Annotated in this window: 23 protein-coding genes; 8 read left to right on the top strand and 15 right to left on the bottom strand. The window is 70.7% G+C overall.

Translation table 11 applies throughout. The features are described 5' to 3' along the window. Positions 1-3: 3 nt before the first annotated feature. From rpsQ to CUT83_RS08475, 13 genes are all read right to left on the bottom strand, one after another. On the bottom strand, positions 4-291 hold the full coding sequence (gene rpsQ, locus CUT83_RS08535) for a 30S ribosomal protein S17 (RefSeq protein WP_093660607.1): 288 nt from the start codon (positions 289-291) through the stop codon (positions 4-6). After that, positions 291-515: a 50S ribosomal protein L29 gene (gene rpmC / locus CUT83_RS08530; RefSeq protein ID WP_093851454.1), complete on the bottom strand. Its 225-nt coding sequence runs from the start codon at positions 513-515 to the stop codon at positions 291-293. The genes rpsQ and rpmC overlap by 1 nt, the downstream gene beginning before the upstream one ends. Beyond that, entirely contained in the window at positions 515-934 is a 420-nt protein-coding gene (gene rplP, locus CUT83_RS08525) for a 50S ribosomal protein L16 (RefSeq protein ID WP_093660605.1), read from the bottom strand. Before rplP ends, rpmC begins: the two co-directional genes overlap by 1 nt. 5 nt (positions 935-939) lie before the next feature. Then, a complete protein-coding gene (gene rpsC / locus CUT83_RS08520; protein WP_101255277.1) occupies positions 940-1,770 on the bottom strand; it encodes a 30S ribosomal protein S3 in 831 nt (276 codons plus the stop codon). Continuing rightward, the gene (gene rplV / locus CUT83_RS08515; RefSeq protein WP_006130776.1) at positions 1,770-2,117 is read right to left on the bottom strand and encodes a 50S ribosomal protein L22; all 348 of its coding nucleotides are present in this window, start codon (positions 2,115-2,117) and stop codon (positions 1,770-1,772) included. Before rplV ends, rpsC begins: the two co-directional genes overlap by 1 nt. Before the next feature lie 46 nt (positions 2,118-2,163). Continuing rightward, on the bottom strand, positions 2,164-2,445 hold the full coding sequence (gene rpsS, locus CUT83_RS08510; RefSeq protein ID WP_101255276.1) for a 30S ribosomal protein S19: 282 nt from the start codon (positions 2,443-2,445) through the stop codon (positions 2,164-2,166). A 14-nt stretch (positions 2,446-2,459) separates the two neighbouring features. Further along, positions 2,460-3,296, bottom strand: a complete 837-nt coding sequence (gene rplB / locus CUT83_RS08505; RefSeq protein ID WP_093851457.1) for a 50S ribosomal protein L2 — start codon at positions 3,294-3,296, stop codon at positions 2,460-2,462. A gap of 39 nt (positions 3,297-3,335) precedes the next feature. Beyond that, the gene (gene rplW / locus CUT83_RS08500) at positions 3,336-3,659 is read right to left on the bottom strand and encodes a 50S ribosomal protein L23 (protein WP_101255275.1); all 324 of its coding nucleotides are present in this window, start codon (positions 3,657-3,659) and stop codon (positions 3,336-3,338) included. Further along, positions 3,659-4,315 (bottom strand): 50S ribosomal protein L4, encoded by a 657-nt coding sequence (gene rplD / locus CUT83_RS08495; RefSeq protein ID WP_101255274.1) that lies wholly within the window; start codon positions 4,313-4,315, stop codon positions 3,659-3,661. The genes rplW and rplD overlap by 1 nt, the downstream gene beginning before the upstream one ends. 8 nt (positions 4,316-4,323) lie before the next feature. Continuing rightward, positions 4,324-4,971, bottom strand: a complete 648-nt coding sequence (rplC, locus tag CUT83_RS08490) for a 50S ribosomal protein L3 (RefSeq protein ID WP_101255273.1) — start codon at positions 4,969-4,971, stop codon at positions 4,324-4,326. A gap of 14 nt (positions 4,972-4,985) precedes the next feature. After that, the gene (gene rpsJ, locus CUT83_RS08485; protein ID WP_004571821.1) at positions 4,986-5,294 is read right to left on the bottom strand and encodes a 30S ribosomal protein S10; all 309 of its coding nucleotides are present in this window, start codon (positions 5,292-5,294) and stop codon (positions 4,986-4,988) included. Between the two features lie 425 nt (positions 5,295-5,719). Beyond that, positions 5,720-8,641 carry a type 2 lanthipeptide synthetase LanM family protein gene (locus CUT83_RS08480; RefSeq protein ID WP_101255272.1) on the bottom strand — a complete coding sequence of 974 codons (2,922 nt, stop codon included), beginning with the start codon at positions 8,639-8,641 and terminating at the stop codon, positions 5,720-5,722. A 103-nt stretch (positions 8,642-8,744) separates the two neighbouring features. After that, positions 8,745-8,948: a DUF6229 family protein gene (locus tag CUT83_RS08475; RefSeq protein ID WP_093851462.1), complete on the bottom strand. Its 204-nt coding sequence runs from the start codon at positions 8,946-8,948 to the stop codon at positions 8,745-8,747. 511 nt (positions 8,949-9,459) lie between these two features. Between CUT83_RS08475 and CUT83_RS31365 the strand changes: the two genes are divergently transcribed. Genes CUT83_RS31365 through CUT83_RS08440 form a run of 7 tightly spaced genes read left to right on the top strand, consistent with a single transcriptional unit; the run spans position 9,460 to position 17,635 of the window. Next, positions 9,460-14,196, top strand: a complete 4,737-nt coding sequence (locus CUT83_RS31365; protein WP_101255271.1) for a DUF6531 domain-containing protein — start codon at positions 9,460-9,462, stop codon at positions 14,194-14,196. A 10-nt stretch (positions 14,197-14,206) separates the two neighbouring features. Continuing rightward, a complete protein-coding gene (locus CUT83_RS08465) occupies positions 14,207-14,761 on the top strand; it encodes a hypothetical protein (RefSeq protein WP_101255270.1) in 555 nt (184 codons plus the stop codon). Beyond that, positions 14,758-15,393 carry a DUF4291 domain-containing protein gene (locus CUT83_RS08460; protein ID WP_101255269.1) on the top strand — a complete coding sequence of 212 codons (636 nt, stop codon included), beginning with the start codon at positions 14,758-14,760 and terminating at the stop codon, positions 15,391-15,393. The genes CUT83_RS08465 and CUT83_RS08460 overlap by 4 nt, the downstream gene beginning before the upstream one ends. 5 nt (positions 15,394-15,398) lie before the next feature. Continuing rightward, entirely contained in the window at positions 15,399-15,782 is a 384-nt protein-coding gene (locus CUT83_RS08455) for a YwqJ-related putative deaminase (RefSeq protein WP_338104183.1), read from the top strand. After that, positions 15,779-16,279 (top strand): SUKH-3 domain-containing protein, encoded by a 501-nt coding sequence (locus CUT83_RS08450; RefSeq protein WP_143688518.1) that lies wholly within the window; start codon positions 15,779-15,781, stop codon positions 16,277-16,279. The genes CUT83_RS08455 and CUT83_RS08450 overlap by 4 nt, the downstream gene beginning before the upstream one ends. Continuing rightward, on the top strand, positions 16,272-16,661 hold the full coding sequence (locus CUT83_RS08445; protein ID WP_101255266.1) for a YwqJ-related putative deaminase: 390 nt from the start codon (positions 16,272-16,274) through the stop codon (positions 16,659-16,661). Before CUT83_RS08450 ends, CUT83_RS08445 begins: the two co-directional genes overlap by 8 nt. Further along, positions 16,658-17,635 carry an SUKH-3 domain-containing protein gene (locus tag CUT83_RS08440; RefSeq protein WP_240958046.1) on the top strand — a complete coding sequence of 326 codons (978 nt, stop codon included), beginning with the start codon at positions 16,658-16,660 and terminating at the stop codon, positions 17,633-17,635. The genes CUT83_RS08445 and CUT83_RS08440 overlap by 4 nt, the downstream gene beginning before the upstream one ends. 89 nt (positions 17,636-17,724) lie before the next feature. Here CUT83_RS08440 and CUT83_RS08435 read toward each other — a convergent pair whose 3' ends face one another. Both CUT83_RS08435 and CUT83_RS08430 read right to left on the bottom strand, forming a co-directional pair. Next, on the bottom strand, positions 17,725-17,931 hold the full coding sequence (locus CUT83_RS08435; RefSeq protein ID WP_101255265.1) for a DUF397 domain-containing protein: 207 nt from the start codon (positions 17,929-17,931) through the stop codon (positions 17,725-17,727). After that, entirely contained in the window at positions 17,928-18,815 is an 888-nt protein-coding gene (locus CUT83_RS08430; RefSeq protein ID WP_101255286.1) for a helix-turn-helix domain-containing protein, read from the bottom strand. Before CUT83_RS08430 ends, CUT83_RS08435 begins: the two co-directional genes overlap by 4 nt. Before the next feature lie 301 nt (positions 18,816-19,116). On the opposite strand from CUT83_RS08430, the gene CUT83_RS08425 reads away from it, so the two are divergent. Beyond that, positions 19,117-19,863: a transposase family protein gene (locus CUT83_RS08425; protein WP_101254054.1), complete on the top strand. Its 747-nt coding sequence runs from the start codon at positions 19,117-19,119 to the stop codon at positions 19,861-19,863. Positions 19,864-19,873 lie beyond the last annotated feature (10 nt).

The following is a 19,873-nucleotide window of genomic DNA, read 5'->3' as shown; positions in this document are numbered from 1 at the left end:
GAATTACTTGGCCTTCTCGAGGATCTCGACGACGCGCCAGCGCTTCGTCGCGGACAGCGGCCGGGTCTCCATCAGGAGGACGCGGTCGCCGACACCCGCGGCGTTCTGCTCGTCGTGCGCCTTGAGCTTGTTCGTACGGCGGATGACCTTGCCGTACAGGGCGTGCTTGACGCGGTCCTCGACGGCGACGACAACGGTCTTGTCCATCTTGTCGCTGACGACCAGACCCTCACGGGTCTTGCGGAAGCCGCGGTTCTGCTCTGCAGTCTCAGTCACATTCGTCTCGCTCATCAGGCGCTCTCCACCGTCTCGATGCCGAGCTCGCGCTCACGCATCAGGGTGTAGATCCGGGCGATGTCCTTGCGGACGGCCTTCAGCCGGCCGTTGTTCTCCAGCTGTCCGGTCGCCGCCTGGAAACGGAGCTTGAACAGCTCCTCCTTGGCCTCGCGCAGCTTCACGACGAGTTCCTCGTCGCCGAGCTCGCGCAGCTCGCTCGCCTTGGTACCGGCCGCCATCACGACTCACCTGCCTCGCGCCGCACGATCCGGCACTTCATCGGAAGCTTGTGAGCAGCGCGGGTGAGCGCCTCACGAGCAATCTTCTCGTTCGGGTAGGACAGCTCGAACATCACCCGGCCGGGCTTGACGTTCGCGACCCACCACTCCGGCGAACCCTTACCGGAACCCATGCGGGTCTCGGCGGGCTTCTTGGTCAGCGGACGGTCCGGGTAGATGTTGATCCACACCTTGCCGCCACGCTTGATGTGACGGGTCATGGAGATACGAGCTGCCTCGATCTGCCGGTTCGTCACATAGGCAGCGGTCACGGCCTGGATGCCGTACTCGCCGAAAGCAACCTCGGTGCCGCCCTTGGCCATGCCCTTGCGCTTCGGGTGGTGCTGCTTGCGGTGCTTGACCCTGCGGGGGATCAGCATGACGGTCAGGCCTCCTTCCCGGCAGAGCCGGTGCTCTCGGCGGCCGGAGCGGCAGCGGCGCCCTCGGCGGCCTTGGGCGCCTCGGTCCGCTCCTGCTGCGGCTTGCGGCCGCGGCCGCCGCGCTCGCCACCGCGGCGCGGGCGGTCGCTGCCACCGCGCGACGGGCGGTTGCCGGCGCGGGCGGCGGCGTTCTCGGCGCGGACCTCGGCGATGTTCTTGACGTCGCCCTTGTAGATCCAGACCTTCACACCGATCCGGCCGAAGGTCGTCTTGGCCTCGAAGAAGCCGTAGTCGACGTTGGCGCGCAGGGTGTGCAGGGGAACCCGGCCCTCGCGGTAGAACTCCGAGCGGGACATCTCGGCGCCGCCGAGGCGGCCACCGCACTGGATCTTGATGCCCTTGGCGCCGGCCTTCATCGTGCTCTGCATCGACTTGCGCATCGCACGGCGGAAGGAGACGCGGGAGGACAGCTGCTCGGCGACGGCCTGGGCCACCAGCTGAGCGTCCGTCTCCGGGTTCTTCACCTCGAGGATGTTGAACTGGATCTGCTTGCCGGTCAGCTTCTCCAGCCGACCGCGGATGCGCTCCGCCTCGGCGCCGCGGCGGCCGATCACGATGCCCGGGCGGGCGGTGTGAACGTCGACGCGGACGCGGTCACGGGTGCGCTCGATCTCCACCTTGGAGATGCCGGCCCGCTCCATGCCCTGCGTGAGCAGGCGGCGGATCTCGACGTCTTCCTTGATGTAGTCCTTGTACAGCTTGTCGGCGTACCAGCGGGACTTGAAGTCCGTGGTGATGCCGAGCCGGAACCCGTGCGGGTTGACCTTCTGCCCCATTACCGGGTTCCTTCCTTGCTGCTGACGACCACCGTGATGTGGCTGGTCCGCTTACGGATCCGGTAGGCGCGGCCCTGGGCGCGCGGCCGGAACCGCTTCAGGGTCGGGCCCTCGTCGACGTAGGCCTCGGAGATGAAGAGGCTGTCGACGTCCGTGTGGTCGTAGTTGTGCGCGGCGTTGGCGATGGCGCTGTCGAGCACCTTGCCGACGGGCACGCTCGCGGCCTGCGGGGCGAAACGCAGGACCGCCTGAGCCTCCGTGGCGTCCATGCCACGGATGAGGTCCACCACGCGGCGGGCCTTCATGGGCGTGACGCGGATGTACCGCGCCTGGGCCCTGGCTTCCATGGTTGTCCCTTCGGTGTCAGTCATAGGTCTTCGCTACTTCCGCAGATCAGCGACGACGCGACTTGCGGTCGTCCTTCTCGTGGCCGCGGAAGGTGCGGGTCGGCGCGAACTCGCCGAGCTTGTGGCCGACCATCGACTCGGTGACGAACACCGGGACGTGCTTGCGGCCGTCGTGCACCGCGATCGTGTGGCCCAGCATGGCCGGGACGATCATCGAGCGGCGGGACCAGGTCTTGATGACGTTCTTGGTGCCTGCGTCGTTCTGTACGTCCACCTTCTTCATCAGGTGGTCGTCGACGAAAGGCCCCTTCTTGAGACTGCGCGGCATCGAAAACCCGCCTCCTAGCGCTTCTTGTTCGTCTTGCGGCGGCGGACGATGTACTTGTTGCTGGCCTTCTTCGGCGAGCGAGTACGTCCTTCCTTCTTGCCCCACGGCGAGACCGGGTGACGACCACCGGAGGTCTTGCCCTCACCACCACCGTGCGGGTGGTCGACCGGGTTCATGACCACACCGCGGACGGTCGGGCGGACGCCCTTCCAGCGCATGCGGCCGGCCTTGCCCCAGTTGATGTTCGACTGCTCGGCGTTGCCGACCTCGCCGACGGTGGCGCGGCAGCGGACGTCGACCAGGCGGATCTCACCGGACGGCATGCGCAGGTGGGCCATGCGGCCCTCCTTCGCCAGCAGCTGCACGGAGGCGCCCGCGGAACGGGCGAACTTCGCGCCGCCGCCGGGCCGCAGCTCGATGGCGTGGATGGTCGTACCGACCGGGATGTTGCGCAGCGCGAGGTTGTTGCCCGGCTTGATGTCGGCGCCGGGGCCGTTCTCGACGCGGTCGCCCTGCTTCATGCCGGCCGGCGCGAGGATGTAGCGCTTCTCGCCGTCGACGTAGTGCAGCAGCGCGATGCGCGCGGTGCGGTTGGGGTCGTACTCGATGTGCGCGACCTTGGCCGGCACGCCGTCCTTGTCGTGACGACGGAAGTCGATCACGCGGTAGGCGCGCTTGTGGCCGCCGCCCTGGTGACGGACGGTCACACGACCGGTGTTGTTACGGCCGCCCTTGCTGTGCAGGGGGCGGACCAGCGACTTCTCCGGCGTGGACCGCGTGATCTCGACGAAGTCGGCGACGCTGGAGCCACGACGGCCCGGGGTCGTCGGCTTGTACTTGCGGATACCCATTTCTCAGTCCTCGTCCGATATCGGACGGTACGACCTCCGTTAGGAGACCGGACCGCCGAAGATGTCGATACGGTCGCCCTCGGCGAGGGTCACGATGGCGCGCTTGGAGTCGGCGCGCTTGCCGTAACCGGTGCGGGTGCGCTTGCGCTTGCCCTGGCGGTTGATCGTGTTGACCCCGGTGACCTTGACCGAGAAGACCGCCTCGACGGCCTGCTTGATCTGGGTCTTGTTGGCACGCGGGTCGACGACGAACGTGTACTTGTTCTCGTCCAGCAGCGCGTAGCTCTTCTCGGAGACCACCGGCTTCACGAGGATGTCGCGGGGGTCGGAGAAGGTCTTGCTGGTGACGGTGGTCTCGGCCATCAGGCCTCGCTCCCTTCGTGCTGGGCGGCCTTGCGGCCGGCCACGAAGCTGTCGAGGGCGGCCTTGGTGAAGACCACGTCGTCGGAGACGAGCACGTCGTAGGTGTTCAGCTGGCCCGGCTCCAGGATGTGGACCTGGGGCAGGTTGCGGGCGGACAGCCACGCGGCCTCGTCGCTCCGCTCGGCGACCAGGAGCACGTTCTTGCGCTCGCTGATCTTCCCGAACAGGGCCTTGGCGGCCTTGGTGGAGATCTCGCCCTCGACCACGCCGGTCACGACGTGGACGCGGCCGTGGCGCGCCCGGTCGGAGAGGGCACCGCGCAGGGCGGCGGCCTTCATCTTCTTCGGGGTCCGCTGCGAGTAGTCGCGCGGCACGGGGCCGTGCACGACGCCACCGCCGGCGAACTGCGGGGCGCGGGTCGAGCCCTGGCGGGCGCGGCCGGTGCCCTTCTGGCGGTACGGCTTCTTGCCGCCGCCGCGGACCTCGCCGCGGGTCTTGGTCTTGTGCGTGCCCTGGCGGGCAGCGGCCAGCTGTGCGACGACGACCTGGTGGATCAGCGGAACGCTGACCTGCGTGTCGAAGATCTCCGCGGGGAGTTCGACGGTCCCGGCCTTGTCGCCCGCCGGCGAAAGGATGTCAACGGTACTGGTGCTCATCGGTTACCTCAGGCCCCCTTGGCCGCGGTACGGACCAGGACGAGGCCGCCGTTCGGACCGGGAACCGCGCCCTTGATGAGCAGCAGACCCTTCTCCGCGTCAACGGCGTGGACGGTCAGGTTCTGGGTGGTGACCCGCTCGTTGCCCATGCGGCCGGCCATGCGCAGGCCCTTGAACACGCGGCCCGGGGTGGCGCAGCCACCGATGGAGCCGGGAGAGCGGTGCTTGCGCTGCGTGCCGTGGCCGGCGCCGAGGCCGCCGAAGCCGTGGCGCTTCATGACACCGGCGGTGCCCTTGCCCTTGCTCTTGCCGGTGACGTCGACCTTCACGCCCGACTCGAACACCTCGGCGGTGACCTCCTGGCCGAGCGTGTACTCGCCGGCGTCGGCGGTACGCAGCTCCACCAGGTGGCGGCGCGGGGTGACGTCGGCCTTGGCGAAGTGGCCCTTGAGGGGCTTGTTCACCTTGCGCGGGTCGATCTCGCCGAAGGCGATCTGGACGGCCTCGTAGCCGTCCTTGTCTGCGGTGCGCACCTGGGTGACGATGCAGGGGCCGGCCTTGACGACGGTGACCGGGACGACACGGTTGTTCTCGTCCCAGACCTGGGTCATGCCGAGCTTCTCGCCCAGGACACCCTTGATCTGCTTGGTGGTCATCTCTACCGCGCCTCTCAGAGCTTGATCTCGATGTCGACGCCGGCCGGCAGGTCCAGGCGCATCAGCGAGTCAACGGTCTTGGGCGTCGGGTCGAGGATGTCGATCAGGCGCTTGTGGGTACGCATCTCGAAGTGCTCGCGCGAGTCCTTGTACTTGTGCGGCGACTTGATGACGCAGTACACGTTCTTCTCTGTGGGCAGCGGCACCGGGCCCGCGACCGACGCACCAGTACGGGTCACCGTCTCGACGATCTTCTTCGCCGAGGTGTCGATGACCTCGTGGTCGTAGGCCTTGAGCCGGATGCGGATCTTCTGTCCCGCCATGGCTACTTCGTAGTCCTGTCTCTCGTCACGCTCCGGGACCCGGTGGGACCACGCTCTCCTCCGACCCACGCGGTCGGGCGTGTCGCATTCCCGCCACCATGGAAATCCTTGAATTTCCCTGCCTGGGGATGCGGTGCGCGAGACCGCGGAACCGGGGGAGGAAACCCACCGGGCGCCTGGTCGGTGCCCCGCCCACGCTTCCCGGAAGATTCCCGTACTTCCGCCCCTGACGAGGGGCGACGAATACATTGGGACTCGCTTCCAGTCCTCCCGGCGGGAGGCGCGCAGCATCGGCACTCAACCGAGCAACCCGGACAGTCTGCCACACGGGGCATCGCCGATGCCAATCGGACCCATCACGTTACCCCGCTGCCCGGCCGTCGAATCCTGCGCACCCGCCCGCGGCACCCCCTGGACGCCGTTCCCTAGCGCGGGCTCAGGCCCTCGGGAGCGGTGAGGAGCAGCGGGGTGCGGGGGCGTCCGGGGCCGGTGGCGTCCGGGGTGAGGCGGAGCAGCAGGTGCAGGACCCCGCTGAGGCCGGGCATCAGGCCCGGGGAGAAGGACTCCCGGGCCAGTCCGCCGACCGGGCCGCGGTGTTCGAGGTCGGTGAGCAGCCCGGCCAGCAGATCCCGGGTGCCGGGGACGCGGACCGGGGGCGGGACGGACGCGGCGCCGGGACCGGGACCGGGGTCGGGCGCGGGCAGGGCGCGCAGATGGGTGAGCAGCTCGATGAGCCCCAGATCGCCGTGGCACAGGGTGTGGCTCCAGCCGAAGCCGTCGGCCAGGCCGGCCGCCGCCGCGCGGTGGGCGTTGACCAGGTGGGCCCGGTCCCCGGTGCGGTGGTAGAGGTCCACGGCGGCCAGGCCGATGCCGGCGCTGCCGTGGCACCAGGCGGTGGCGTGGTCCTGCCGGCTGCCGATGCGGGCGTCGTGCCAGTTGCCGGCCTCCGGGTCCCACAGCGACTCCTCGTAGGACAGGGCGGCCCCGGCCAGCTCGCGCCAGCGGCGGCGGTCGGCGTCGGCGCCGGCCCCGCCGAGGGCGAGGCGGTGCAGCGCCCAGCCCATGCCGGTGGCCCCGTGGGCGAAGCCGCCGATGCCCTCGGCGAAGAGCGCGGTGGACCAGCGGGCTCCGCGGTCGTCGCGGACGGCGGTGCGTTCCAGACGGCGGGCCGCGCGGGCGGCGGTGGCCAGCCACCGTTCCTCGCCGGTGAGGTGCGCGAGGTTCAGCAGCGGGACGATCACCCCGGCGGCGCCGCCGAGGATGTCGAGGTCGGTGTCCTCGTCGAGCAGTTCGGGGGTGAGCGCGGCGGCGCGGAGCCGGGCGCGGGCCAGGTGGGCCTCGTCGCCGAGCAGCCCGTGCAGTTCGGTCCACGTCCACACCTGGGAGGCGATGCCGGTGTAGCCGCCGATGAAGGCGGTGGCCGTGGTGTCCTCGGTGGCGGCCAGCACGCGCAGCGCGCCCTCCAGGACGCCTTCGAGCCCGGGTACGGGGTCGGCCCGGCCGCGCCGCGCCTCCCGCAGGTATCCGGCCAGGGCGACCGCGACGCCTCCCTGCCCGGTGTACAGCTCGGCCGACAGCGGGCGGATGGCCCAGCCGACGCCGGTGAGCACCGGGCTCACCCAGGTGACGGTGGAGTCCTCGCCGGTGACGGCCTCCTCGCACAGGGTCCGCACGAGCGCCGCCGCCATGGCGCGCCGGCGCTGTTCCAGCCCGTCGTGCCGGGGGACGGGCAGATCCGCCCGCACGCGGGGCGGCAGGGTGCGTTCGTTGAGGTAGGCGCCCACCAGGGCGCCCTGGATGACGGACTCCTCCATCCGGAGGTCCGCGCCGCGCCAGTCCGCCACCGCGTGCCGGATCGTCTCCGCGTCCACCACGGCGGTGAACACCGGGATGTCGCCGGTGAGCAGGTCCTCGATCTCCGATTCGATGATCTCGGGGGAGTCCGGTGCGCCGGGCAGTGCCCGGGCGTTGCCGAGCAGTACCTCCCGGGCCCGCCGCCGGGCCTCCTGTGGCCGGTGCAGGGAGGCCGGGTGCCACAGCATCCGGCCGATGTCGACGTACGCCTGGGTGCCGCGGCGCAGGTTCCGGACCCGGCAGCCGGTGAACGGCCGCAGCAGCTCGGGCAGTCCGCCGCCCTCGGAGTCCATCCGGTGCAGATGGGCGGTCAGTTCGCGGAATCCGTCGAGCACCTGGTCCCAGTGCCGGAACAGGGCGGGTTCGGCGGCGGGCAGGTTCGCCGAGGGCGGCGGTGCGATGAGTTCGGTGTCCATCCGGGCGCCGTCGGTGCCGCCGCCGGTGATGACGGGCACCGGTATCAGGGGCTGCTGTCCGGGGATCGCCCCGGCCGCCGAGAGGTCGGTGCCGCCCATGGCGTAACCGCCCATCCGGGTCGGCAGGATGCCGGTGCGCAGCACGGTGCGCCGGATGACGGCGGCGGCGGCGTCCACGGCGGCCCCGCGCCCGCTGTCCTCGGCGGGCGGGACGTCCTGGGTGAACAGGCATTCGGCGTCCACCACGACGGGTTCGGGGCCGTGGGCGATGAGGTTCTCGGCGTGCAGGTCGGTGCCGCCGGTCAGGCGCATCAGGGCCAGCCAGTGGCCCAGGGTGCGGTAGTACTGCGCGAGTTCGGCCTCGTCGGCGCAGTAGCGGTGGGGAACGTGGGCGGTCCAGCCGTAGCCGTCGCGCAGGAGTGCGCGGGGGGTGCGCGGGCGGGGGCCGCCGGGCGCGCCGGGGTGCGACCAGAGGCGGACGAGCAGGTGCTCCAGCGCGGTGTCGGTGTCCAGGGGGCGCGGCTTGTACATCACGCTGCCGCCCTCGAAGGTGAGGTGGGCGACGGTGCGCCCGCCCTGGTGGGGGTCGCCCGCCCCGAGGTGGAGGGCCGTCAGCCGCCCGGCGGGGCGGCCCAGGAGTGCGGGGAGCCGGTCGCGGTCGCCGGCCAGGCGCCGGGCGAGTTCGGCGGCCGCGTCGGCCAGGGGGGCGGTGGCGCGTGCCACGCGCTCGCCGAGTCCGGGGTACCGCCTCTCCAGTCGCTCGCGGAACTCCGGGGTCCGGGCCCGGTCCTGGAAGGCCGCCCAGCGTTCGCGGCCGTCCGCGCCGGGGAGGGCGCCCGTGAGGCTCTGGGCCCGCAGTTCCAGCAGCAGGAGCCGGTTGAGCTTGCGTTGCAGGGAGGCGAGCTGGGCGGTGCGCGCGGTGGCCGCGATCAGGGTCCGCTCCGCGTCGCTCAGGCCGGGTACGGCCGCCAGTCGGCGGCGCAGCTCGGCGGGGAATCCGGCGGTCCAGGCGGCCACCGGCGCCTCGAAGTGGCCGGTCTCGGCCGGGGTGTCCTGCCTGCCGGTGACGTCTGTCATGGCCTGCTCGCTCCTGTCGGTGTCCGCGGCCGTGCCGCGGCGGGGTCCTCCGGTGGTGCCCCGGGCGGCGGCACGGCGCCGTCCGGGGCGGTGGTGGCGCCGGTCAGCAGCAGAAGGTGGTCAACGAGCCGGTGCAGCTGCTGCAGGCGGTGAACAGGGCGTCGGTGGCGTCCACCAGCGCGGCCTCGGTGGCGGCGCCGCCCACGTACAGCGGGCCGGCCGGGTTGGGTTCGCCGTGGGAGTTCTCCGCGCCGTCGAGCCAGGCGGCGACGATCTCGTCGGCCCGCGTCAGAGTTGCCTGGGGCATGACAAACCTCCAGAGTGGTGGGAAGTGTGAAGGCCAAGGCTCAGGTACTCACACTCCGTCCACAAGGACGCCGGGCGGAATCCGGACTCCCCTCACTGGCGACAACAGGAGCTTGCGCCCGGGAAGGCACCGGCCCCCGACGGCCCCCGCCGGGGCGCTCCGGGCGGACCGGCGGCGCGATGACGTGAGACGTTGCGCGCCCCGGCGTGCGCTCCCCTCGTCCGGCGGCCCGCGGGACCCGCCCGCGCGCGCCCCGGCGTACGCCGGAACCGGCCATGATCCGCCGGCCGACAGGGCCCGATCGCGCGGCCCGGCCCCCGGCGGGTCCGCCCCGGTGGCCCCACCGGCCCCTGCCGTACCACAACCGGTCACCCCGGTCGTCGGTGTGTGGCCGGAGCGTTGCGCCCGGGAGCCTCCCGGAGGTTTCCCGGATGCTCCGTGTCACCCCTCTGCGGCATGATGACCGTACGACCACAGTGTGAACTGGTCGGTTTGCGGGGGGAGTTGGGTCATGGGGTATGTGCTGCCCGAGGGCGCCGACGCGATGCTCGACATCATCGGCGTGGGCTGGCCCAACGTCGACGAGGACGACTACCGCGACATGGCCACGGACCTGCGGGACTTCGCCGACGACGTCGACGAGGACGCCCAGGCCGCGCACAAGGGCATGGAGCGGCTGATCTCCTCCGGGCAGAGCGAGGCGCTGAGCGCGCTGAACGGCTACTGGGGCAAGGTCAACGGCAAGCACATGAAGGATCTGGGCGATGCCGCCCGGGTGCTGGCCGACGCGCTGGACGGGGCGGCCGGTCTGATCGCGGGCCGCAAGGCCGTGGCGGTCGGCGAGCTGATCGCGCTGGCCGCCTCCATCGGCATCGGACTGGCCGCCGCCCCGTTCACCGCCGGACTGTCCACCCTGCTGAGCGCGGGTGCGATCCAGGCGTGCCGCATCGCGGTCAAACGCGCGCTGAAGGAGGCCGCCGACCTGGCGGTGGAGGAGATCGTCACCGCGATGTCCGAGCCGGCGGTGGCCGCGCTGGAGAACATGGCCGCCGAGCTGGTGGTTCAGCTGGCCGCCAACGGACTGGGCACCCAGGACGGCGTCGACATGGACAAGGTCGGCGACGCGGGCAAGGAGGGACTCCAGCAGGGGTGGAACCTGGCCTCCGCCGACGGCGGACCGCTGGCCCCGCCGCGCCTGGGCGGGCTGATCGGCACCCTGGACATCGACGAGGACGAGCACGACCGGGCCGCGACCAAGCTCAACACCGCCGCCGGCTCCCTCAACGGCCGTACCTCCGGCAAGCTGGGCAAGGCGCGCGGGCACCAGGGCCGCACCCGCGGCCGGGACGAGATCGCCAACCTCGTCAACGAGGTCGCCGACCGGGGCATGGACGCCCTGGAGAAGGCCACCAAGCAGCTCGGCGACCACCTCGGCGGCGCCCTGCCCAAGGGCGTGCGCGGCATCGCCGACTCCCACAAGGAGAACGACCGCCGCACCAAGGACTCCTTCGACAGGATCAAGACCGGCGACGGCACCGACGACGGCGGCAGGAGGGGCGGCAGCCCGGGAGGAGGCGGGCCGCGCCGCGACGGCGACACCCCCGCCGCCCGCACCCGGCCCGACTCGCTGCGCACGGTGAAGTCCGATCCGCGCACCAACGGCATCCCGCTGGACAGGAAGACCTGTCTGAACGATCCCGTCGACGTGGCCACCGGCGAGATGATCCTGGCCCAGACCGACCTGGAGCTGCCGGGCGTCCTGCCGCTGGTGCTGCGCCGCACCCATCTGTCGAACTACCGGTGGGGCCGGTGGTTCGGCCGCTCCTGGGCCTCCACGCTGGACGAGCGGCTGCACGTCGACGGCGACGGCACGGTGGTGTGGGCGCGTGAGGACGGCTCGGCGCTGACGTATCCGCGGGTGCCGGAGGCCGGCGGGGAGCCGGTGTGGCCGATGGAGGGTCCGCGGCTGCCGCTGGCCCGCACCGCCGGCGAGCCGGGCATCCTCTTCGCGGTCACCGACCCGCACACCGGCATCACCCGGTGCTTCGCCCGGGCCGAACTGCCGGAGAGCGTCTTCGACGCCCCGGCCTTCTGCCACCTGGCCGCGGTCGAGGACCGCAACGGCAACCGCGTGGAGATCGCCCGCGACGCCGACGGCACACCCGAGGCGGTGGTCCACTCCGGCGGCTACCAGGTCCAGGTCACCACCACCCGCCCGGACAGAGGCGGTCCGGTGCGGGTGACGGGCCTGGCCCTGCGCACCCCGAACGGGCCGGTGACGGTCCTCTCCTACGGCTTCGATGCGGCCGGGAACCTGGACGCGGTGGTCAACTCCTCCGGCCGGGCCCTGCGCTTCACCTACGACCGGGACGCACGGATCACCTCCTGGACCGACCGCAACGACTCCGCCTTCGAATACGCCTACGACGACGCCGGCCGCGTGGTGCGCACCACCGGCCCCGACGGCTTCCTCTCCTCCACCTTCGAGTACGGCACGTACGGCACGGACGGGGCCGGGAACCAGGTCACCCGCTACACCGACTCCACCGGCGCCGTCACCGCCCTGGAGATCAACGGCCTGCGCCAGGTCACCGCCCGTACCGACCCGGCCGGCCACACCGTCCGCCAGACCTGGGACGACCGGGACAACCTGCTGACCCGCACCGACGGACTGGGCCGCACCACGACCTGGGCGTACGACGAGGCGGGCAACGTCACCGCGATCACCCTGCCCGACGGCAGCACCGCCACCGCCCGCCACAACGACCTCAACCTCCCCGTCGAGATCACCGGCCCCGACGGCGGCATCTGGCGTCAGGGATGGGACGAGCGCGGCAACCACATCTCCCTCACCGCGCCCGACGGCGCGACCACGGCCTTCACCCACGACAGCACCGGTGCTCCGGTGACCGTCACCGACCCGGCGGGCGCCGCTCAGCACGTGACGAACGACTCCGCCGGACTGCCGCTGACGGTCACCGATGCGGCCGGTCACACCACCACCGTCACCCGCGACGCGTTCGGCCGACCCGTCGCCGTCACCGACCCACTCGGCGCGGTCACCCGCCTGGAGTGGACGGTCGAGGGGAAACCGGCCCGCCGCACCGCCCCGGACGGCACCACCGAGTCGTGGACCTGGGACGGCGAGGGCAACTGCACCTCCCACACCGATCCGAACGGCGGCACCACCCGCTTCGAGCACACCCACTTCGACCGGCTCGCCGCCCGCACCGGCCCGGACGGGGCACGCTACGAGTTCGCCCACGACACCGAGCTGCGCCTCACTCAGGTCACCAACCCCCAGGGACTGAACTGGAATTACACCTACGACCGGGCCGGCCGGCTGGTGTCCGAGACCGACTTCGACGGCCGCACCGTCGCCTACGCCCACGACGCGGCCGGGCGCCTGACGGCCCGTACCACTCCGCTCGGCCACGAGATCCGCTACGAACACGACGTCCTCGGCCGCCTGGTGGCCAAGGACGCCGACGGCGCCCGCACCGAGTACTCCTACGACGCCGCAGGACGCCCCGCAGGCGCCGCCTCGCCCACCTCCAGCCTCACCGTGGAGCGCGACATCCTCGGTCGGGTCCTGGCCGAGACGGTCGACGGCCGCACCACCCGCTACACCTACGACGTCCTGGGCCGCCGCACCTCCCGCACCACCCCCACCGGCGCGGTCACCGAACTGGCCTACGACACGGCGGGCAACCGCACCGCCCTGACCGCCTCCGGCCACCCCCTCGCCTTCACCCACGACGCACTCGGACGTGAGCTGGAACGCTCCTTCGGCGCCACCGACCGGCCCGTCACCCTGGCCACCGCCTTCGACGCCCTGGGCCGCCCCACCGAACAGACCCTGGCCGCCCAGGGCCGCACCCTGCGCTCCCGCGGCTACGCCTACCGTCCCGACGGCCACCTCACCGCCGTCACCGATCACCTCACCGGCACCACCCGCCACTACGGCCTCGACCCGGTCGGCCGGCCCCTGACCGTCACCGCCGAGGACTGGACCGAGACCTACGCCTACGACACGGCGGGCAACCAGACCTCCGCCTCCTGGCCCGACGCCGCCCCGCACCCCGAGGCCCGCGGCGAACGCACCTACGACGGCACCCGCATCACCCAGGCCGGCCGTATCCGATACACCCACGACGCGGCCGGCCGCACCGTCCTGCGCCAGAAGACCCGACTGTCCCGCAAACCCGAAACCTGGCGCTACGCGTGGGACGCCGAGGACCGCCTGGTCTCCTGCACCACCCCCGACGGCACCGTCTGGCGCTACCGCTACGACCCACTGGGCCGCCGCACCGCCAAGCAGCGCCTGACCGCCGACGGCGAGGTCGCCGAGGAGACCCTGTTCACCTGGGACGGCACCCGCCTGGCCGAGGAGTCCAACACCGCCACCCACACGGTGCTGACCTGGGATCACGACGGCCACCGTCCCCTGGCCCAGACCGAGCGCCTCCTCGACCCCGGCGACCAGAGCGAGATCGACCGGCGGTTCTTCGCCATCGTCACCGACCTGGCCGGTACCCCCACCGAACTCGTCGACGAGACGGGCGAGATCGCCTGGCACACCCGCACCACCCTGTGGGGCACCACCACCTGGAACCGCGACGCCACCGCCTACACCCCCCTGCGGTTCCCCGGCCAGTACGCCGACCCCGAGACCGGCCTGCACTACAACCACTTCCGCCACTACGACCCCGACACCGGCCGCTACACCACCCCCGACCCCCTCGGCCTGGCCCCCGCCCCCAACCCCGCCACCTACGTCCACAACCCCCACACCTGGACCGACCCCCTCGGCCTCGCACCCGACTGCGAGAACGGGGACGTCGTGACCGTCTACCGTAAACAGACCGATCACCCGCTGAGTCAGCGAGTACACATCGGAGACAACGGCGAGGTGACGATCACAGGGAACGGAAAGCTCTACGTGAACATGAGCGGAGACATCAGGCACACCACCGAGTTCCGCGGTGACGGGGGACAGATCGTCGCCTTCGACGTTCCCCGTGCGTACCGTGATGCCGTCAGAGCCGACGCCCTGCCCCAGGACAAGGACGAGCACCCGGACGGCTCCGCGTTCACCCGGCAGGAGTGGAAGCAACTCCTCAAGGAGTACCCCGAGATCTCCGATCCCACCAAGGGGCCGGATCTCTACGGAATTCCGAACAATCTCCTCGGCCAACTCAGGAATTCCGTTGTCCCCGGCTCGGGGCGCGTAATTCAAGAAGGATGATTCTCACCCGATGATGCACAGCGAGGAAAGTCTGGAGGCGGAGGCGGAGCGTCTTCGACGCCGCCCTGCCGCCGAATCGGCTCCCCCCGTCCTCTCCGAGTTCACGGTGGACCTCCCCGGTGATCCGGGCCGGTACGCCGAGCGTCTTCGCTCGGTCCTGTCGGCCGCGGTGAGCCTGGGGATCGCCGCCGACTTCGAGCAGGAGGAACTCCCCACCGAGGGCGTACCGGGCTGGTTCGCGGCGGTCTGCGCACCGGGCGGTGAAGAGGTCCCGGACTTCGCCGGGGATGGTCGTGGCGCGTACGAGTCCCACACCCGGAGCAGGCCGTGGTCGCTCCAGAACTGGCTCTACCGGTTCGACCCCGATGACGACTCCAGGGGGTGGCAGTGGTGGGACGTCACACGGGCCGGTCCCTCACGCGTGCACATCTGGGTCGACAGCTGGGGCGAGTCCTTCTTCGGATGCCAGGAGTTGCGCTGGGCCGCGTACACGGCCGGCGCCCTGCGCGTCGACGGGCCCGTCGTCCGGCGTTCCAGTGCCTGGGCGGAGGGGACGCCGGCATGACGTCCGGGGGAGGAGCCACGAACGCACCGCTGCCCGTGGCGGACCGGCAGGTGAGAGCGCGTTTCACGGAGGAGACCATCACGGTGTACCAGGCGTACGCGCCGGCGATAGCCGATGCCGCGCTCGCCGCCGGCACGTTTGTGGCCCCTTTCAAACGTGAGCGGATGACGTGGATCAAGCCGTCGTTCCTGTGGATGATGTACCGCTCCGGTTGGGCCACCAAGCCGGGCCAGGAAAGGGTCCTCGCCATCGAGATGACGAGGGAGGGGTTCGAGTGGGCACTCTCTCATGCGAGTCTCAGCCACTACGCACCGAAGGTCCACGCCGATGTGGGGGCGTGGAAGGAGCAGCTGAGGGCCAGTCCCGTGAGGGTCCAGTGGGATCCGGAACGTTCGATCACGCTTCAACCCCTGCCGTACCGCGCCATTCAGATCGGTCTGTCGGGCGAAGCCGTGGAACGGTATGTGGAGAAGTGGGTCGTCCGGATCTCGGATATCACCAACTCCGCTCGGGCGATTCACCGTGATGTCACAGCCGATCGCCTGGACCAGGCATCGGCCGGACTCCCACGGGAGATCCCGTACCCGCTGCCTGAGGGCATACGCGAACGCATCGGCGGCACGCTCGGGTAGCCCTCCTGCATGACGGTGTCATCACCTCGCACACCAGCACCACCAAGAAGCACGGCATGAGGATCCCCGAAACCCACCCCGCCGTCGCGGACGCGTTGAAGCAGGTGGAAACCGAACTCACCGAAAAGGGGAAGAGAACAGGAGCCGGGCATGGCAAGTGTGCGGAGGTGTCCCTTATTTCCGACCGGCTGCACCAGATTGATCCTGACGGGACGAGGATCCGCACGGTGGAGGACGCGCGTGAAGCGTTGTCGGGAGCCATAGTCCACACCCGGCAGATCGGCGAGTCCGTGACCTCCGAGGAAAACCTCGCTCATGGCGACTACAAGAAACCGTGTCGTTCCTGTGAGCACATGCTTCCCGTCCTCGGGGTGACGGCCCACAAGTGAGGAAAGAGAAAGACGGAGAGGCGATGAGATTTCCTTCGTCTCGGCAAGAGGCCGAGGCATGGTTCCGCCAGTACGGTTGGAGTCCCGAGCGCGACATCGGCGCCGAAGCGGACGCACTCATCCAGAAGGCTCGGGAACAGGCCGCCGAGTACGGCGTCTCCTATGTTGTCTCCGAGTATGCGCGTGACTTCATCCGGAGCTTCGGGGGGCTCAGGATCCTCTTTGACGACAGTCCCGAGAACCACTTCGTGACGAAGCCGGGTTTTGCATACAAGGGGGACGCCGAGGGAATCGAGGAGTTCTCCGGGGAGCTGGGAGAAAGTCTTTTCCCGTTGGGCTTCGACACCTATGACGGTGCCGTCATGCTGGTGGACGGCAGAGGGCGCTTCTTCCTCATGCACCACACGGGCAACTACTACCTGGGCGATGATGCGCTGCAAGCCGTCACCAACTTCATGACGGCGGACATGGAGGACGCGGAGGATTTCTATGTCTGACGGCGTTCCCGGCGTCGCCGCCTCCCTGCTCATCCGGGGCACGGTCGTGAGCCAGACGAACCTGACCGGGGACGGGCGGCCCGAACTGCATCCGGCGGTACGGGAGTTCTTCGACGCGCTCCCTCCTGAACACTGGGAGCCGTTCATCGGCTACTGCGCCGAGTCCGCGCTCGTCTCCGACCAGCTGTGGCGTCTGGACCAGGAGCGTACGGACGGCCGTACAGCCACCCTCGACGAGGCGCGCCCGCACTTCGAGGAATCGGCGATCATGTGCCGGAAGATCCGCGAGCAGGGCGACCCCGAGCACGGGCAGCCGACCCCGCCATGCCGTTCGTGCACGGCCCTCCTGGAGAGGCTGTCCGTGCGGATCCTGAGCGCGTGAGGGCAGCCTCCGTGGATCTCGTGGACGCCATGGAACCCGTGGAGGAGCACCCGGCGCTGCGGGCCGGTGGCTGGAGCCCCGGCCGGGACGTACGGGAGCAGGCGATGACGGCGCTGCTGGAAGTGCTGAGCGCGGTCTCCCCGGTTTCGGGCCCGCACCCGGCCCGGTGGGAGCTCTTCCCCGCGGCGGAGCGGGCGCTCCGGGAGTTCCACGGCCTGCGCATACCGCCCGCCGGGGCGGGGAGGGAGTGCGCGGCCACCGGGGCCACCGTCGATCCGGCTCTGGCCCGGCACGCCCACCAGGTGTTCGGTGAACTGGCCGAGGCGCTCGGCGTACGGCTCTTCCCCTTCGGCCGCACGGACGGCGACTCGCTGCTCGCCGTGGACGAGGCGGGCCGCCTGTTCGCCGTGGACCACGGCGGATGGTGGCTGCTGGGCGACTCTCCGGGTGCCGGGCTCGAAGCGCTGGCGCACGGGCATGCGCCGCACCGCCTGGAGAGCCGCCGATGGCGGTGGCGAATTCCCCGCGACGGGGACGGCCCGGTGGCCGGGTCACTGCGAGTGGCCATGACCGCCGTCTACGTCCTGCACCGCGACGGCGTCCGCAGCGCCAGGACGCTGGGCGTCCGCGTCACGGCGCTGCGCGGCTTCGGGGCCGTGGCCTTCGAGGAGCGGTTCGATCTGCACCCCACCTCGCTGGAGGAGAACGCCGGTCTCCTGGCGCGGGAGGTCTCCGGCTCTCTGGAGAAGAGCGGGGCCGCCCTGCGCGGGGCGGAACTCGCCGTCCTGGTACTCCCACCGCCGGACACGGCGATGCCCCTGGCCTCGGTCGACTGCCGGATCCGCGTGGACGGCTCGGCGGACGCCGCGCCCCTCGCACTCGATCTGGCCGCCGGCCCCGGGGCGTCCGTCGGCACCGCCGGTGCGGCCGTGTCGGCCGCCGCCCGCGCCTTCGGCGCCTGGGCGGATGCCTGAACAAGGCAGGGCAGACTCTTCCAGCCGCCGCACGGCGACGCGTCCCGCGCCCAGCCGGGGCCGGGCGCGGGAGTGCGGGCCGCTGGAGGTCAGTGACCCGCTGTGCGCGACAGGAAGTCGGCCCACGCGCCAGGCGCGAAGGCGAGCCGCGGGCCCTGTATGTCCTTGGAGTCGCGGACGTGGATGGTGCCAGGGGTGGCCGCAACCTCGACGCAGTCGTTGTCGTTGCTGCCGCTGTAGCTGCTCTTGACCCAGTTCGGCGCGGAACCGTCTCCGGCGGAGGGCTTGAGCGTCATGTGATCTCTCCCAGCAGTTTCTCGATGAAGGCCAGCGACTCCCGTGGGCTGAGAGCCTGGGCGCGGATGATGCCATACCGCAGCTCAAGCACCTGGACTTCCTTGGGGTCGGAGACCACACGGGTGTTGAGCTGGGACTCGCAGTAGCCCACCGCCGTGCCGTCCCTGAGCTTCAGCACCTGGAGCTGACCTCCCATCCCCGCATGCTCTTCACGATCCAGCGGCATCACCTGGACCTCGACGTGCCGCAACCGACCGATCTCCAGCAGGTGTTCGAGCTGGCGGCGCAGCACCATTCTGCCCCCGAGCGGGCGTCGAAGCGTCGCCTCTTCCTGGACAAAGGTCAGTGTCGGGGTCGGCCTCCGCTTGAAGATCTCCTGTCGGGCCATGCGAGCAGCCACGTACCGTTCGAGGTCGTCCTCGGAGTGAGCCGGGCGCCTCATGTTGAACAGCGCTCGCGCGTACTCCTCCGTCTGCAACAGGCCATGGATGTTGTGGTTGTTGTAACCACCCATCTCAACGACTTCGGCCTCCAGCTTGGCCAGATCCCGCACCTTCTTCGGGTACCGGGCCTCCTCCACGTCCTTCTTCATCGCGGCGAGCTTGCCGCTCGCGCCCACGACCTCGTCCGCCTTGCCCAGGAAGTCCGGGTGCGGCAGCCGCTTGGCGCGCTCGACGGCCGAGACCATGCCCAGGCTGTAGCCGATGGCGTCGCCCAGCTCCTGCTGGGTCAGGCCCGCACCTTCTCGCCACAGCTTGATCTGGCGGCCGGCGGCCTTCACCACCGGCGCGTACTCGTCGTCCCAGTCGGGTTCCCAGGACGTGCCGTCCGCGCCGTCCGTGGTGTGGATCCCGCGTGCCGCGCTGTTGTCGTCCACAGCCATGTGCACCAGCCCCTCCGTGTTCGCCGTGCCCGTGTCCAACAGCGCCCGAAACGAAGCCGTCACGCCGTACAGGCCGCACAGTCCCGGCCCGCACCCGCACAGCCACTCCCCGTTCGAGCGCCGTCACCAAGAGTCACATTAGGTATGGAAGGTCCACTGAACGCTTCTCATCCTGTGGTTCGTGGGTGATGGCGGCTGGTGGTCGGGGGGCCGTAACGCGGCAGGGCTCCTGGTCGTTGCGGCTGGTGATCTCACTCGCCAACGTCTCGACACAGGAGCCCTGTTGGTCCCGTATCGTGCCATGCTCGACGTCCCCCACGAAGTCGTGGAGCACGTTTCCTGGCTCATCTACGCCCGAAGGCGTGAGCTGAACTCCCGCTGGCGGAAGCTGGGCTGCTTCCGCCAGGCCCTGCTGGTCCTGGTGCACCTGCGCAAGAACGAGACCCTGGCCCAGGCCGCAGCGGGGTTCGGCATCTCCACCGCCACCGCCGGCCGGTACGTGAGCGAAACGGTCGACCTCCTCGCCGAGCGCGCCCCGAGCCTGCACGAGGCCCTGCGCGAGCTGCCGCCGGAGGGGTTCGTCATCCTCGACGGCACTTTGATCACTACCAACCGCATCGCGGCGGACGAGCCGTACTACTCGCAGAAGCACCGCCGCCACGGGATGAACGTGCAGGTCATCGCCCGCCCGGACGGCACCCCGCTCTGGTTCTCCCGCGCGACACCGGGCCGCACGCACGACCTGACCGCAGCCCGCGCCCACGGTGTGATCCAAGCCTGCCTGTCCCGTCAGCTCCTCGTCCTGGCCGACCGCGCCTACCAGGGCGCCGGCGCGACCGTCCGCACCCCCTACTACGGTCATCGCGACCTGCCCGAGCACTACCAGCAGTACAACCGCGACCACGCCCGGCTGCGCGCCCCGGGCGAACGCGCCTTCGCCCGCCTCAAGCAATGGCGGATCCTCCGCAAGGCCCGGTGCAGCACCAACCGCATCGGTCGCACGGTCGCCGCCGTTCACGCCATCGAGATCGCCTGGCGCTCAGGATGAGAAGCGTTCA

This window comes from Streptomyces barkulensis, assembly GCF_002843305.1.
Taxonomy (GTDB): domain Bacteria; phylum Actinomycetota; class Actinomycetes; order Streptomycetales; family Streptomycetaceae; genus Streptomyces; species Streptomyces barkulensis.
Note: the sequence above shows the minus strand (reverse complement) of the source record. Positions and strands in the feature narration are given on the sequence as shown.